We start from the raw sequence: 14579 nt of genomic DNA on the forward strand, positions 1-14579 counted from the left end.
CTACCCTCTTAAGAATGTATTTAATAATTGTTCTGTCTCATATAAAGGTAAGCCGACAACGGCAAAATAGCTACCCGAAATATGCGTTACAAAGCGCCCACCTAACCCTTGGATACCGTAACCACCGGCTTTATCTTGAGGCTCGCCCGTTTGCCAATAAGCATTTATTTCTTCATCACTGAGCGTTTTAAAGGTGACATCTGTACTGACCACACAACTGAGTACTTTATCTGATGTAGCAAAAGCGATGGCAGTTAACACTTGGTGCGTGTTCCCTGATAAGCGCTTTAAGGTTTGAGTAAAATCGTCTTTATCTCGTGGCTTACATAATGATTGGTTATCCATCACCACCACAGTATCACTACCTAGCACTGGCCGGTCAGTATAACCTTGCTCTACGCCCATTTGCGCCTTTAAACGCGCTAAACGCTCTACATAGTCATGCGGGCACTCATTAGCAAGCTGACTTTCATCGGCATCAACACTAAACTGTGAAAATTCAATACCCAATTGGGTTAGAAGCTCTTTACGACGGGGAGACGCGGAGGCTAAATATACTGCGCAAGTCATTATCTGATCCTAAAATGTCTACGGTATTTTCGAAGTAATAAAAATACCCATATCCAGCTCAACATGCCTGTTAATACAGGCCATAAGTAATGTGGGCTAAAATAAACGCCAAGTAAAAAGTGATTTAACCAAAACTGCATTAAGTGGTAAAGCGTTAAGAACAAGCCTATAAGTAGGCTTTGTTGCCACAATGAAAAATTGCGAATTTTTTGGAAGTTACTTGCAGTAACAAAAATACACACTGAATAAGTTAAGGAATTAACACCCAATGAGGAGCCTGTTGCTAAGTCAATTAATAACCCAACAACCCAAGCAGTCCCTATATTTAGTCTATGCGGTAAAGCTAAAGACCAGTACATAAGCACCAATAGCACCCAATCAGGACGAAATGGTTCAAGTGAAAAAGGTAACGGCATTAGCGCCATTACTAATGCAAAGAAAATACTTAATGCGATTAAAAGCATATGACGGTTAATCATCACCCATCAACTCCTGCTGATTTAGCCATAACACCACTAATAACCGAATTCGATCTAATTGAGCTATCGGCTCAGCAAATACTTGCGCAAAAGGTTGGCCTTCATCACGAGTTATTTCGGTGATCACCGCTACCGGATAACCTTCAGGAAAGGTACCTCCTAGGCCAGAGGTCACCAGCACATCACCAATACGCACATCTAAGCTATGCGGCACATGTGATAGCTTTAGCACGTTAATTTTACCGATACCTTCAACCACTGTGCGCACATCGTTTCGTAATATACGCACCGGTGTTGCATGGGTGGTATCTGTAATTAACAGCACCCGCGAGGTTGTTGAACCAACTTTAGTCAACTGCCCGACTAACCCCATATCATCAATCACCGCTTGGCTTTCGCTTAAACCATCGGTGGTTCCCCGATTTATCACCACTTGGTGACTATAAGGATTTGAATGAACAGAAAGTACTTGAGCAATAATTTTACGATTGGTGTGTTTAGAGGAAGAGCCAAGTAATGCACGAAGTTTTTGATTCTCTTTTGCTAAAAACTCATACTGCTGGATTTGCTCACTTTGCAATACTTGCTTCTTTTTGAGTGCTTCGTTTTCGGTTAGTAACTGCTCACGGGTATGCAAACTTTTGGCGCTAAAGCTAAATACTTCGTAAGGTAGGTTAGCAACATAAATAAGTGGACTGACCAACGTATTCAAACTAGTACGAATGTTCTCGCCACCTTGCGTGTACTTGTCTCCAAGGATCAATACGATACTCAAAAGCACTGCGACAAAAAGTCGCAGTTGCAAAGAAACCGTTTTTTCAAACATTGATTTCATTAATCGTAACTAAAAACGTCACCACCGTGCACATCAATCATTTCAAGGGCCTTGCCGCCGCCACGTGCAACACACGTAAGTGGATCATCAGCAACAACCACTGGAATGCCCGTTTCTTCCATTAGCAGGCGATCTAAATCCTTAAGTAATGCGCCGCCGCCAGTTAACACCATACCATGCGCTGAAATATCAGATGCCAGCTCAGGTGGAGACTGCTCAAGCGCCACCATGACAGCGCTTACAATTCCCATTAGTGGCTCTTGTAATGCTTCTAAGATTTCATGCGAGTTAAGCGTAAACGAACGAGGAACGCCTTCTGCAAGGTTACGACCACGCACTTCTATCTCTACTGGTTCGTCTGTTTTAAATGCCGATCCAATTTGGTGTTTAATATTCTCAGCGGTGGCTTCACCGATTAAGCTACCAAAGTTACGACGCACATAATTAATAATGGCTTCATCGAACTTATCGCCACCAATACGTACTGATGATGAATACACAACACCATTAAGTGAAATAATAGCGACTTCTGTTGTACCGCCACCAATATCAACCACCATAGAACCCGTTGCTTCAGACACCGGTAAACCGGCACCAATTGCAGCTGCCATTGGCTCTTCGATTAAGTAGACTTCGCGAGCACCTGCACCCATCGCTGATTCACGAATAGCACGTTTTTCAACTTGGGTGGCTCCACAAGGAACACAAATAAGCACGCGTGGGCTTGGGCGCATAAAATTATTATTGTGCACTTGTTTGATGAAGTGCTGTAACATTTTTTCAGTAACATAAAAATCAGCAATCACACCGTCTTTCATTGGACGTATGGCTTTTATGTTACCTGGCGTACGGCCCAACATTTGCTTAGCTTCTGTACCTACAGATGCAACACTTTTAGGTCCACCAGCACGTTCTTGACGAATAGCAACAACTGAAGGTTCATTTAATACAATACCTTCTTCTTTTACATAAATTAGTGTGTTGGCTGTACCTAAATCGATCGATAGATCGTTTGAAAAAATACCACGGAGTTTTTTAAACATGAGGCTGGATGACCTTTGAAATTCGTTCTTATTGTAGTTGCGCTTACTTTAACATTCTCAACACAATGAGCAATGTAAAGCGCAGCCGTCTTTGTAATCATTAAAAAGAGGAAGCACCGCTTCCCCATTAAATATTATCGTTCGCTCATTAAGCGAAAGCCAATATAATTAGCTCTAAAATCTGGCGCTAAAATTAAACGCGTTGATGCACGAGCAAGGCTAGGGGCAAAATTCCATGCACCTCCGCGAACAACGGCATCTTTTTTATTCCCTGTGCTACTAGTCCATTCCCATACATTGCCTACAGTATCGTATAAGCCAAATGCATTTGCAGAAAAAGACCCTACCGGAGCCGTGCGTTTATTAGACCACTCGCTACCACACCAACCACAGTTAGCTAGGTTTTTACCAATTTCGTTACCCCATGGGTACTCTGTCTCAGTGCCTGCACGCGCCGCATATTCCCACTCAACCTCAGTGGGTAAACGATACGTTTGCGCTGTTTTATCAGAAAACCACTCGGCGTACGCAATAGCGTCATTTTTTGTCAAACACACAGCAGGAAACTCATTGGTTTGTTCAAATCCTGGAGCACGCCAATTTAAGCTTGCTTCCCAAACAGGTTCGCCGTTGAGGTAATATGCGCAACCTTTGCCTTTTTCAGCTTCGGTTTTATATTGCGTTTCGTTTACAAACGCTTCAAATGCGCCAACAGTTACTTCTTTGCTCTGCATAGCAAAAGATTCACTAATCGTTTTTTCAACCACGGGGCGTTCATTTTCAAGCCCATTGCCGTTTATATCACCCATTTTAAATTTGCCAACGGGGATCATCACTGCTGATGGGTCCATCATAGGTGGGCGTGTATCAACTTCCATCCCTTTTGGGCAATCTGCTTGTATTATTTGCTCTCGCTTTTTAGTCGGTGCAGCAATCGACTCTGACTTTTTTTCCAACTGAGCAAAAAGCGTTCGCGTTTTCTTTAAGTCAATTCGCGCTTTATAAGGGATGTAACCCTCTTTGCGTATTTCTAACTTATGCAAACCACGTGGTAAGTTCGTCACCAAACGAGTAGAACCTACTCGAATATCATTAATAAATACTTCATCGCCGTGTACATTAGAGCGTAAGGTTAACTGAACTAATTGATCTTTCTTGTTCTCAGCGACCACTTTAGGCTTTTTATTAACTGTTTTAGCGACAACGGCAGCAGCTTTATTATCCCCATTATCGCTGAATGTTAACTGACTATCAGAGAAAGTAGTGCTATAAGCTGGCTGATAAGTATTTGCCAGCGGGGTACCATACTCTAAACAAAAACTATTATTCACACTAAGTAAGTGACATAAACGACTGCTGTTTACATCTCCGCGCATAGTAACGCTTAAATTGACGTTGTAATCACCTTGCCCGCTAAATGCGCTCTTAATCACGTGACTACTTAAAATTTGTACTTGTGCCCCAGCCATGTCTCGCTTAGGTTCAACAAGACGTTTTTCTGTAAGATTTTCAAATATTTGATCTAAAAAACGTTTAGTTGCCTTTTTCAGCCCTATTTGCTGACCGCTCTGCTCACATGCCGCCAGTGTTTCAGTGCGCTTACAGTTAATGGTATGGTCAACTTCAAGCGTACCCTCTCGGGTAAATTCATTGCGTAATCGCTCTACACGCGCCGTGGTATATTGCACTTTTAAGCTTTCAATCGTGTTTTGAAGTGCATGTTTATCAGCGCGAATTTGCTCAATATCTTTTAGATGGGATGCAATTGCCGCCAATTGCATAGAAATATCATTTTTATTTTGTTCTTGATCAACAACGGCTTTTTGATAACGCGATTGTGCAGAGGTAATGTCTAGCGACGGGTTATCAATTAAACGTCGATACATATCATTCATCGCATCCAACGCTTGGTTTTTTTCTTTATCAAGCTGTGTGGAACGCGTTCTCAACAATTCAAGTTGTGTTTGAAGTTGATTCTCTTCTTTTAAATATTTGTCGAGCATCGTCGTTGAACGAGTGTATTCTGTTTGTTTCGTATTAATCTCTGATTCAATTCTGTTTACAGTAGTTGTATCTTGTGCAAATACTGTGCTTGCAAAAAAGCTAGCAGAAATTAACAGAGATAAAGGAGCAATTCGCATATATTCCAGTCCCAAAAAAGCGGCAATTATTTGGTTATTATTATTTTTTATAATAAAACCTTATGCTATGTACTTGAAGCACAAAACACAAGCTTTGTTCATTTATTATCTCAGTTTACAACTATTATCCCGTTTCATGCCAGTAAATAACCGTTTCATTTGTACTAAATAGCTAATTTATTTAACAACACCGAGATTTATCTGCATTTTACGCTATTAAGATGCCAATTTAGCCGCGTATTCATATTTTTTAGTTTGCTTAAGTAATAAAAACTGAGTCAAAATAACGCTATTACACAGCACATTCATCATGTAACTAATGAAAAAGAGTGATAATGCCAATACCATTCAGTATTAATGAACATAGCTATTTACAAACAATTACCAGTGAATTACTAACAGACAAGAAAATAACTTTAACTATTAAGCGCGATGATTTATTGCATCCACTTATCAGCGGTAATAAATGGCGAAAGCTCAAATACAATTTAGTTCGTATGCAACAACTGGGTAAATCTGAATTACTTACATTTGGTGGTGCTTTTTCAAATCACATTCATGCGTGCGCCGCTGCTGGTAAAGAGTTTAACTTAACAACCCACGCAATTGTGCGCGGCCCACAGCTTGATCTAAATAATCCTACTCTAAAATTTGCACAGCAATGTGGTATGCAGTTACATGCTGTCAATCGTATAGAGTACAAACAACGACATGATGAAGCCTATTTAGCCGCATTACAGGCACGCTTTCCAAACGCATACATTCTACCTGAAGGAGGCACTAATTCGTTTGCTATAGATGGATGTAAAGAGCTTGCCCAGAGTTTACCTGAGCACGACTACTTAATCTGTCCAACTGGCAGTGGCGGCACCTTGGCTGGATTGATAGAGGGCAGCTCAAATAAAATCAACCTACTAGGGATTGCTGTTTTAAAGCAAGCCGACTACCTGCGGGACGAAATACGCGCTCTTAGCCCTAAAGCAAAATCACAAAATAACTGGCAACTACTTACGCAATTTCACGGTGGTGGATATGGTCGTTTTACAGCTGAGTTATGGCAGTTTTGCCAACACATGCAGCATCAACATCAATTACCCTTGGAGCCTATTTACAGCGGTAAAATGATGTACGCACTTTGGCAGCTCATCAATAATGATTACTTTGCCCCTAACAGCAAAATTATTGCAATACATACTGGTGGGTTGCAAGGTTTAGAAGGGCTAAAATATCGCAAATTAGTGTAGAGTGTATTTAACTTGTTAATTGCTTAGCATTAGTGAAATGCGACTTGAGTATAATTGGGGAGTAATTTAGAAAAATATCCTCCTTGCGCGCCGCTAATGCCTATTACTTTTAAAAGTTGTAGCTCCTGAGGCGTCTCTACATCAAGTGCAAATACTGACAAGCTCAATAATCTACTTATATGCACAATCCCCCTAACGTATTTTTGTTGTGAATTACTGCGCTCTATCCCATGGACAAGTTCAGAAGCTAAGTTAAGCCCTGATATTTGTTTATTAAGCGTAAACTTAAAAATATTTTTACTGCTTCTCACATCATCAATTACAATATTGCAGTTTAGTGCCGCTATTGCTGCAAAAGCGCCTTGCAAACGTAATTGATTATTTAAGAATTCTGATTCATTTATAGAAAATTGCAGTGTATGTTGGTTTTTTAAGTCATTGATATAAGCAGTTAACCAGCTCCAAAACTCGTTATTAAACCAGTTTTTAGGATGTAACTTAATACTAATAACTGACGATGATTTATCTATAAGCAATAGTTTTTTTACTTGCATAACTACCGCTTGATCGTGCAATAGCGCCTCACCTTCGTTATAAAATTGACTGATACTTTCTTGATTAAGTAATTGTTTATTTCCCCTGTCATTACTTTTAATTGATACGTAATGCTTAATAATAGCGCCGCTATCGAGCTCGTATACTGGTTGAAATAAAATAGCCAATTTTTGCTTTTTAATTCGTTGTGATATTGAGTGTCTATCGAGCTTTTGGACATGACCATAATTTAACGCTAATTGGTGATAATGCTTAACTCGATTTTGCTGCGAAAGAGTAAGTGCTGACTTTGCCAACTGATACACCATAACCTGATCAGCCTCGGAATAATAAGTACATAAACCTACTTTTACATGCCTCTGTGCAGTTCTTGGCGCCAATACATGAGCGGCACTTACAATGCATTGATGTAAATATTTAGCGCAATTGAGTTTATCAATTGCATCAATCCCTTTGAGAGTAAAAGCGAAATTGCCTGCAGTTAATAACTTAACGGATATTTCAGTCGTATTAATAAAGTCTTTTGCCAATAAGACTTTAAGAGTCGCTTGTAAGTCAGTGTTTGCATCAAAATGACATTCACACTGAATAAGTGCAAATACATTATATTTAATTGCTTCCTGCACATTAGTTGTCGCTATTGGAGCGAGCTGTAAAGAACTCACTTTGGGTGCATAACGCACTTTCTTATTATTAAAGTGCTGCTGACGTTTAGAGGTTATTGTGCTGTTTTTTATTGTTTTAGGCTTTTTAAAACGTCGAATACAAAGTATAGCGAGCAAAAGAACCGCGTTTATTATTAAAAACAAATAGCTATAGCTATACCAAACTGGCCATGAGTAGAGCAAAATTCCTTTTGAGTTAGCGCTAAAATAATGTTTTTGTTTTTCTATATAAATAGAGTTTTTATTAGGGGAGAGCGTAAAAGGCGTATTTGCAATAAGTTGTTTTTCATTGGCCAATGGCTGTTGCAATTGCTTCGCTAGCTTTAAACCAACTTGCTCGTTTTGATGCTGTAAAACCAAACTTAAACCGCTATTAATAATCACTAGCAAGGCGATACACAGAGCATAAAACAAAGCATTTGAATAATTGGTAAAGTGAAATTTACTGGCTTTCATAACCCACCGGCACATCAAATAAGTTATTAAAGTGTTGTCTACTATTTGCAATTGTACAAGCCAATAATAAAAGTTTAGCAGAGGTTTAAAAGTTAGTACTTAATGTTTATAAACATTATATTTAGCCTTCAATTAGTTAACTAAACAGCTGTCATTATTTATATATTAGTTTGAACAAAGGAGGGCTTGGCTTAAAAAATAAAAACACCAATACCACAGTGCTTTTTACACATTCATATGTTTACTTTAGGAAGTGTTTATTCAGATTTAAAAACTGTAGAAATGGAATGCGGTCATTTTTTTAATAAAAAAAGCCGCTTAATAGCGGCTTTCTAGAAAACTTTTAAACATTTTGCTTTTTGTCTTAGGTCAGAACGGGATATCGTCATCAAAGTCGATTGTTGGTTCCATAGGGTTTGATGCGCCACCTTGCGGTGCATTTTGTGGCTTAGGTGCAAACCCGCCTTGCTGTTGTGGTGCACTATTTTGTTGTGGTGCAAAACCACCTTGCTGCTGTGGCTGGTATTGGTTGTTTTGCTGCGGTGCTGGCTGCTGAGCAGGTGCAGATTGCTGCTGTGGAGCATAACTGCCTTGCTGGCTATTTTGGCCTTGGTTATTTTGACCATAACCACCGCTTTGTTGCCCGCCTTGGTTACCTTGATAGCCACTACTTTGTTGACCACCTTGGTTACCTTGATAGCCACCACTTTGTTGATCGCCACCGCGTGCACCTAGCATTTGCATTTGACCCGTAAAGCCATCAACAACGATTTCAGTGGTGTATTTTTCTTGGCCTTGTTGATCAGTCCATTTACGGGTTTGAAGTTTACCTTCTACGTAAATTTGTGATCCCTTGCGGCAGTATTCACCCACAATTTCAGCTAACTTGCCAAAAAATACCACACGGTGCCACTCAGTTTTATCAACCATTTGGCCAGTGTTTTTATCTTTATAGCTATCTGAAGTTGCTAAGGTAATATTTGCTACACCATTACCATTAGGCATGTAACGAACTTCAGGATCTTGCCCTAAATTACCAACCAAAATTACTTTGTTCACACCGCGTGCCATGGAACCATCTCCTATAAACGTTAGATTAAACCAGCCACTCTTCGGGCTTGGTCTAGGTCAAATTCTTTATCATTAATCTTTAAGTAGCTACGACTTTCATCGCGAACTACGGTTGCTTCTATTACGCCGGGTAAAGCAACTAACTGAGAAGCCAGTGTTTGTGCCTGCTCTTCAGAATCTAATTGGGTCATTAAACTAATAACTTTACTTTTCGGTGGGACTTGCATTTTCCACGCAATAATAAGCCATATTACCCCAACAAGTGCCGCCGCCGCAAACACAGCTTGCGTACTAGTGGTTTGTGCTACATACCCGCCAAGCATGCCGCCTAAAAAAGCGCCTAAAAACTGGCTCGATGAATACCCCCCCATGGCTGAGCCTTTTTGGCTTGCTGGAGCAATACGCGACACAAGAGCCGGCATAGTGGCTTCTAAAAAGTTAAACGCAACAAAATATAACAGCATACAAACCGCAATACCAACAACGCTGTTTGCCCACATAGACATACTTAACATGCTGACTATTAAAACCATAACAGAACCAATAAATGCTTGTTTTTCTTTCTCTTTTTTAATTGCCACTATCATTACTGGCACCATTAAAAAAAACGCCAAAAATAAAACTGGGATATAAAGCTGCCAATGGTTTTCGGCCACTAAGCCATCTTTAATTAATTGGCTTGGTAATACTACAAAAATAGTCGTTAATGTTAGATGCAGCAATAATACGCCTGCATTTAAACGTGCCAGCTGTGGGTGTTTAATCAATTTTTTGATGTCACTAAAACTGGCAAGCGTATCGCCTTTAGGGGCTTTATTTATTGCACTGGGAACGAGCATAGTGACTATAAAAATACCACACACAGCCAAAATAGCCGTTAGCCAAAATACGCCTGCAATGCCCCACGAAGCTGCCACTATCGGCCCTAATAACATCGCAAACGCAAAGCTCATGCCGATGCTCATGCCAATCACCGCCATAACTTTGGGGCGCTGTTCATCACGGCTTAAATCTGATGCAAACGCTAATAATGCGCTGGCGATAGCTCCCATGCCTTGTAATGCGCGCCCTACCGTCACCATTTGAATAGACTCTGCCAAAGCGGCAATTACCGAACCTAAAGCAAACAACGCCAAACCACCGACTATGACTTTTTTACGACCTATTTTATCGGAAAGTCTCCCCATTGGGATTTGTAATACGGCCTGAGATAAACCATACGCACCAATAGCAAAACCGATCCAGATAGGTGAAAAGCCTTCAAGCTCTTGACCATAAATAGCTAAAACAGGCATCAGCATAAACAAGCCGAGCATTCTAAATGCAAACACACTCGCTAACGATACGGCGGCGCGTTTTTCTCGTGAATTAAGTGAAGATGCGGTCATTATTTGCGTGATCTTACTGTGTTAAAAAATTAGGCAAGGATTCTATCACAAGCTTGGCAATAATTAATCGTCTATAACTAAGGATTTTTTCGATGATCAAGGATTAATATTGCAGCGTATTATGCGATACTGAGCAAATAATTTTGGCAATAAACGAGATAGCATGGAAAACATTGAAGTCCGAGGCGCCCGCACGCACAATTTAAAAGACATCAGCCTAACCATCCCACGTGATAAACTAATTGTTATTACTGGCTTATCTGGTTCAGGAAAGTCATCACTTGCATTTGATACGCTGTATGCAGAAGGGCAACGCCGGTATGTTGAATCACTCTCTGCTTATGCAAGGCAGTTTTTGTCATTAATGGAAAAGCCCGATGTAGATCATATTGAAGGCCTTTCTCCTGCTATTTCCATAGAACAAAAATCAACCTCGCATAACCCACGTTCAACCGTGGGAACTATTACTGAAATCTACGATTATTTACGCTTGATGTTTGCACGCGTTGGCGAACCTCGCTGTCCGACTCATGATTTACCGCTCGCGGCGCAAACAATCAGCCAAATGGTCGATACCGCACTGGCGCTGCCTGAGGGCACAAAGCTAATGCTCTTGGCCCCTGTTGTTAAAGACCGTAAAGGCGAACATGTAAAGCTATTAGAGCAGCTTGCAAGCCAAGGCTACATTCGCGCACGTATTGATGGCGAAGTGTGCGACCTATCTGATCCACCACCACTAGATCTACATAAAAAGCACACAATTGAAGTCGTGGTTGATCGCTTTAAAGTCAAAGACGGCCAGCAACAACGTCTCGCGGAATCATTCGAAACAGCACTTGAAATGTCAGGCGGCGTTGCCAACATTGCGTTTATGGACGATAGCAATGCTGAAGAAATGCTGTTTTCAGCAAATTTTGCCTGTCCAACCTGTGGCTATGCGATGACAGAGCTTGAACCGCGTCTATTTTCGTTCAACAACCCAGCCGGGGCTTGTCAAAGCTGTGACGGTTTAGGTGTAAGGCAATACTTTGACCCTAATCGCGTGGTTCATAACCCTGAGATAAGTTTAGCTGGCGGTGCAATTAAAGGTTGGGATAAACGCAGCTTTTACTACTATCAAATGTTGCAAGCAGTTGCACAACATTACGACTTTGATTTAGATGTTCCTTATCAAGAGCTTGCAAAAGAACATAAGAAAATTATCCTAGATGGCTCGGGTGATACTAAAATTGCATTTAATTACCGTAATGACCGCGGTGATTTAATTACACGTAATCATGTATTTGAAGGCGTGTTAAATAATATGAACCGCCGCTACCGCGAAACTGAATCAAACTCTGTGCGTGAAGAGCTAGCTAAGTATCAAACTAGTCAAGCGTGTCCTAGTTGTAAAGGTTCGCGCCTTCGCCAAGAAGCACGTAACGTATTTATTGGTCAAACTAATTTACCAACCATCACACATATGAGTATTGGTGAGGCAATGAGCTTTTTTGAAGGTTTGCATTTGACTGGGCAAAAAGGCCAAATCGCCGAAAAAATTCTAAAAGAAATTCGCGATCGTTTATCTTTCTTAATAAATGTTGGCCTAAATTACTTATCACTTGAGCGCAGCGCCGACACGCTCTCTGGCGGTGAAGCACAGCGTATTCGTTTAGCGAGTCAAATTGGCGCTGGATTAGTGGGTGTTATGTATGTACTGGATGAACCTTCAATTGGTTTACACCAACGTGATAACGACCGTTTATTAAAAACCTTAGTGCATTTACGTGATTTAGGTAACACCGTTATTGTTGTAGAGCATGATGAAGACGCGATCCGCGCGGCAGATCATATTATTGATATTGGTCCGGGTGCTGGTGTGCATGGCGGCCATGTTATTGCTCAAGGTACACGCGATGATATTTTAGCGAGCAAAGACTCGGTTACCGGTCAGTTTTTATCGGGGGTGCGTAAAATTGAAGTACCTAAAGAGCGCCATGCTACTAACGATAAATGGTTAGAGCTGTTTGGCGCTACCGGTAATAACTTAAAAAATGTTGATTTAAAAATACCCTTTGGCTTAATGACCTGTATTACCGGTGTATCGGGCTCAGGTAAATCTACACTCATTAACGACACCTTATTTAAACTCGCTCACACTGAGCTTAATGGTGCCACAACCGCAGAAGCGGCCCCTTACAAGTCAATTGCAGGCCTTGAGCACTTTGATAAAGTGATTGATATTGACCAAAGTCCTATTGGCCGCACACCGCGTTCAAATCCTGCAACTTATACCGGTATTTTCACCGGTATTCGTGAACTGTTTGCGGGTACTCAAGAAGCCCGTTCACGTGGTTACAAAGTAGGTCGCTTTAGCTTTAATGTTAAAGGTGGGCGTTGTGAGGCATGCCAAGGTGATGGCGTTATTAAAGTAGAAATGCACTTTTTACCTGACGTATATGTGCCGTGTGATGTATGTAAAGGTAAACGTTATAACCGCGAAACCTTAGAAGTACAATATAAAGGCAAAAACATCAACCAAGTGCTCGATATGACCGTTGAAGATGCCCATGACTACTTTGATAAAATACCGGCCATAGCACGCAAACTTAAAACCCTAATGGATGTTGGACTTTCTTATATCCGCTTAGGCCAAGCCGCTACAACACTTTCTGGTGGTGAAGCACAGCGAATTAAGTTAGCACGTGAGCTTTCTAAGCGTGATACCGGTAAAACGCTATACATATTAGATGAGCCAACAACAGGCCTGCACTTTGCAGATATAGAGCAGTTATTAGTAGTACTGCATCGTCTGCGCGATCATGGCAATACCATTGTAGTGATTGAGCACAATTTAGATGTAATCAAAACAGCCGACTGGATCGTTGATTTAGGCCCTGAAGGTGGTGCTGGCGGCGGTGAAATACTGATTGCAGGTACACCAGAAGAAGTGGCTGAATGCCAGCGCTCTCATACTGGGCACTACTTAAAACCGTTATTAAATAAATAACGGTAATACGCTTTAGATAAGGAAAGTCGGTGTTAAGGTATTTAAAAATTGCAAAATGGCGTGCTAATAAGCTGTTTAAGCAACAGCAAAAAAGCTGGCAACCACACCAAGTTAAACTGCTTAGCCATATAAAAAGCATATGGTTTAACCTTAACACCGCGCAAAAACTTTATCTGCTTGCGTTTATAACCCTAGCCATTTTTAAGTTAACGTGGCTATGTGCCACTATTACTATTATTGCGCTGATCATAGAATTTTGGCCTAAGTTTAATCAACTATGGAATTCACTCGCCGGTAAAGCACTTATTTTGGTATTTTATGCCAGTATTGCTAACTTTGTTTTAGCAAGTGCTAGTGGCATTGTAAATGAAGTTACTCAGGTATCAGCTAATCACTTTAATTACACTCATAACTTTGCCACTTTATTATATTTACCGCCTTGGACACTAGGAATAACTCTGGCAACACTGCTCGGCTTACAACTTATTTTGCCTTTTTACATCATAGTGTTATTACTAATCAAGCCATTTGGATCTGATCGCATAAAGTTTATTAGCCAAAGCTACTCACCACTTCTAACTGCATTAACCCGCTTTTTTTTAGCGACGGTAGTGTTTGTAAGTCTGATTGCATTTATTGATGAAAAACCGCCTGAAAAAGTATTAAACGATATAGTAAATAGCTTTGAAAATAGCCAATCGCTCGCAAATAAATCCCCCGCTGAACAAGAGCAAGCCATAGAAAAATTGAGTGAGCAAATAGAGAAAAAACTCCCCTCTTCAGACAATGACGGCGCTCAGACAAAAACATTTGGTATTCACTTAGAAGGCGAAGATGAGAACACTCAAACGGTTAGGCAGTTTTTAGATACTAAAGGCTACTTTGAACGTAGTAAGCGCTTAATTGCCATGTTTGCCTATAGTTATGAAGCAGACAGTTATTCACGATGTAAGAAATCAACAGAGAGTAAGTCAATCGAGCTCAATGATTACGAAATTATTGAAATAACGCCTGATCAAAGCATGCCTTACGGTTATCAATTTATAGTTAGAGCCTGTGAGTCTGCCGGTATTTCTGCTACAAAACATTAAAATATAAAAAATGCCGCTAAATTAGCGGCATTTTTATATCTGCAAATAAGCG

The 14579-nt window shown here is 40.6% G+C and carries 11 protein-coding genes; 3 read left to right on the forward strand and 8 right to left on the reverse strand.

Annotated elements, in window-relative coordinates; all coding sequences use genetic code 11:
- The 5 genes from BM380_RS13820 to BM380_RS13840 all read right to left on the reverse strand — a co-directional run bounded on the left by BM380_RS13820 (nucleotide 1) and on the right by BM380_RS13840 (nucleotide 5068).
- A complete protein-coding gene (locus tag BM380_RS13820; protein ID WP_090494850.1) occupies nucleotides 1-570 on the reverse strand; it encodes a Maf family protein in 570 nt (189 codons plus the stop codon).
- A complete protein-coding gene (mreD, locus tag BM380_RS13825) occupies nucleotides 570-1049 on the reverse strand; it encodes a rod shape-determining protein MreD (protein WP_016900308.1) in 480 nt (159 codons plus the stop codon). The genes BM380_RS13820 and mreD overlap by 1 nt, the downstream gene beginning before the upstream one ends.
- Nucleotides 1042-1884, reverse strand: coding sequence for a rod shape-determining protein MreC (gene mreC, locus BM380_RS13830; RefSeq protein ID WP_016900309.1), 843 nt, complete (start codon nucleotides 1882-1884; stop codon nucleotides 1042-1044). The genes mreD and mreC overlap by 8 nt, the downstream gene beginning before the upstream one ends.
- On the reverse strand, nucleotides 1884-2927 hold the full coding sequence (locus BM380_RS13835) for a rod shape-determining protein (protein ID WP_013463921.1): 1044 nt from the start codon (nucleotides 2925-2927) through the stop codon (nucleotides 1884-1886). The genes mreC and BM380_RS13835 overlap by 1 nt, the downstream gene beginning before the upstream one ends.
- Nucleotides 2928-3061: 134 nt before the next feature.
- The gene (locus BM380_RS13840) at nucleotides 3062-5068 is read right to left on the reverse strand and encodes a formylglycine-generating enzyme family protein (protein ID WP_090494851.1); all 2007 of its coding nucleotides are present in this window, start codon (nucleotides 5066-5068) and stop codon (nucleotides 3062-3064) included.
- 335 nt (nucleotides 5069-5403) lie between these two features.
- Between BM380_RS13840 and BM380_RS13845 the strand changes: the two genes are divergently transcribed.
- Nucleotides 5404-6312, forward strand: coding sequence for a 1-aminocyclopropane-1-carboxylate deaminase/D-cysteine desulfhydrase (locus tag BM380_RS13845; protein ID WP_090494853.1), 909 nt, complete (start codon nucleotides 5404-5406; stop codon nucleotides 6310-6312).
- A 29-nt stretch (nucleotides 6313-6341) separates the two neighbouring features.
- Here the strand turns inward: BM380_RS13845 and BM380_RS13850 are convergent, their stop codons facing one another.
- From BM380_RS13850 to BM380_RS13860, 3 genes are all read right to left on the reverse strand, one after another.
- Complete coding sequence (locus BM380_RS13850) at nucleotides 6342-7988, reverse strand: EAL domain-containing protein (RefSeq protein WP_090494854.1); 1647 nt, start codon at nucleotides 7986-7988, stop codon at nucleotides 6342-6344.
- A gap of 369 nt (nucleotides 7989-8357) precedes the next feature.
- Complete coding sequence (ssb, locus tag BM380_RS13855; RefSeq protein WP_024602151.1) at nucleotides 8358-9059, reverse strand: single-stranded DNA-binding protein; 702 nt, start codon at nucleotides 9057-9059, stop codon at nucleotides 8358-8360.
- A gap of 20 nt (nucleotides 9060-9079) precedes the next feature.
- A complete protein-coding gene (locus BM380_RS13860) occupies nucleotides 9080-10447 on the reverse strand; it encodes an MFS transporter (protein WP_090494856.1) in 1368 nt (455 codons plus the stop codon).
- Nucleotides 10448-10610: 163 nt separating this feature from the next.
- Between BM380_RS13860 and uvrA the strand changes: the two genes are divergently transcribed.
- Nucleotides 10611-13436 carry an excinuclease ABC subunit UvrA gene (uvrA, locus tag BM380_RS13865; protein WP_024602149.1) on the forward strand — a complete coding sequence of 942 codons (2826 nt, stop codon included), beginning with the start codon at nucleotides 10611-10613 and terminating at the stop codon, nucleotides 13434-13436.
- 29 nt (nucleotides 13437-13465) lie between these two features.
- The gene (locus BM380_RS13870) at nucleotides 13466-14527 is read left to right on the forward strand and encodes a hypothetical protein (protein WP_090494857.1); all 1062 of its coding nucleotides are present in this window, start codon (nucleotides 13466-13468) and stop codon (nucleotides 14525-14527) included.
- Nucleotides 14528-14579 lie beyond the last annotated feature (52 nt).

It is taken from the genome of Pseudoalteromonas sp. DSM 26666 (assembly GCF_900116475.1).
In the GTDB taxonomy this organism is placed as follows: domain Bacteria; phylum Pseudomonadota; class Gammaproteobacteria; order Enterobacterales; family Alteromonadaceae; genus Pseudoalteromonas; species Pseudoalteromonas tetraodonis.

Excerpts from the sequence above, each read along its gene's own strand:
- BM380_RS13820 (WP_090494850.1), bottom strand. The coding sequence starts at position 570 with ATGACTTGCGCAGTATATTTAGCCTCCGCGTCTCCCCGTCGTAAAGAG.
- mreD (WP_016900308.1), bottom strand. The coding sequence starts at position 1,049 with ATGATTAACCGTCATATGCTTTTAATCGCATTAAGTATTTTCTTTGCA.
- mreC (WP_016900309.1), bottom strand. The coding sequence starts at position 1,884 with ATGAAATCAATGTTTGAAAAAACGGTTTCTTTGCAACTGCGACTTTTT.
- BM380_RS13835 (WP_013463921.1), bottom strand. The coding sequence starts at position 2,927 with ATGTTTAAAAAACTCCGTGGTATTTTTTCAAACGATCTATCGATCGAT.
- BM380_RS13840 (WP_090494851.1), bottom strand. The coding sequence starts at position 5,068 with ATGCGAATTGCTCCTTTATCTCTGTTAATTTCTGCTAGCTTTTTTGCA.
- BM380_RS13845 (WP_090494853.1), top strand. The coding sequence starts at position 5,404 with ATGCCAATACCATTCAGTATTAATGAACATAGCTATTTACAAACAATT.
- BM380_RS13850 (WP_090494854.1), bottom strand. The coding sequence starts at position 7,988 with ATGAAAGCCAGTAAATTTCACTTTACCAATTATTCAAATGCTTTGTTT.
- ssb (WP_024602151.1), bottom strand. The coding sequence starts at position 9,059 with ATGGCACGCGGTGTGAACAAAGTAATTTTGGTTGGTAATTTAGGGCAA.
- BM380_RS13860 (WP_090494856.1), bottom strand. The coding sequence starts at position 10,447 with ATGACCGCATCTTCACTTAATTCACGAGAAAAACGCGCCGCCGTATCG.
- uvrA (WP_024602149.1), top strand. The coding sequence starts at position 10,611 with ATGGAAAACATTGAAGTCCGAGGCGCCCGCACGCACAATTTAAAAGAC.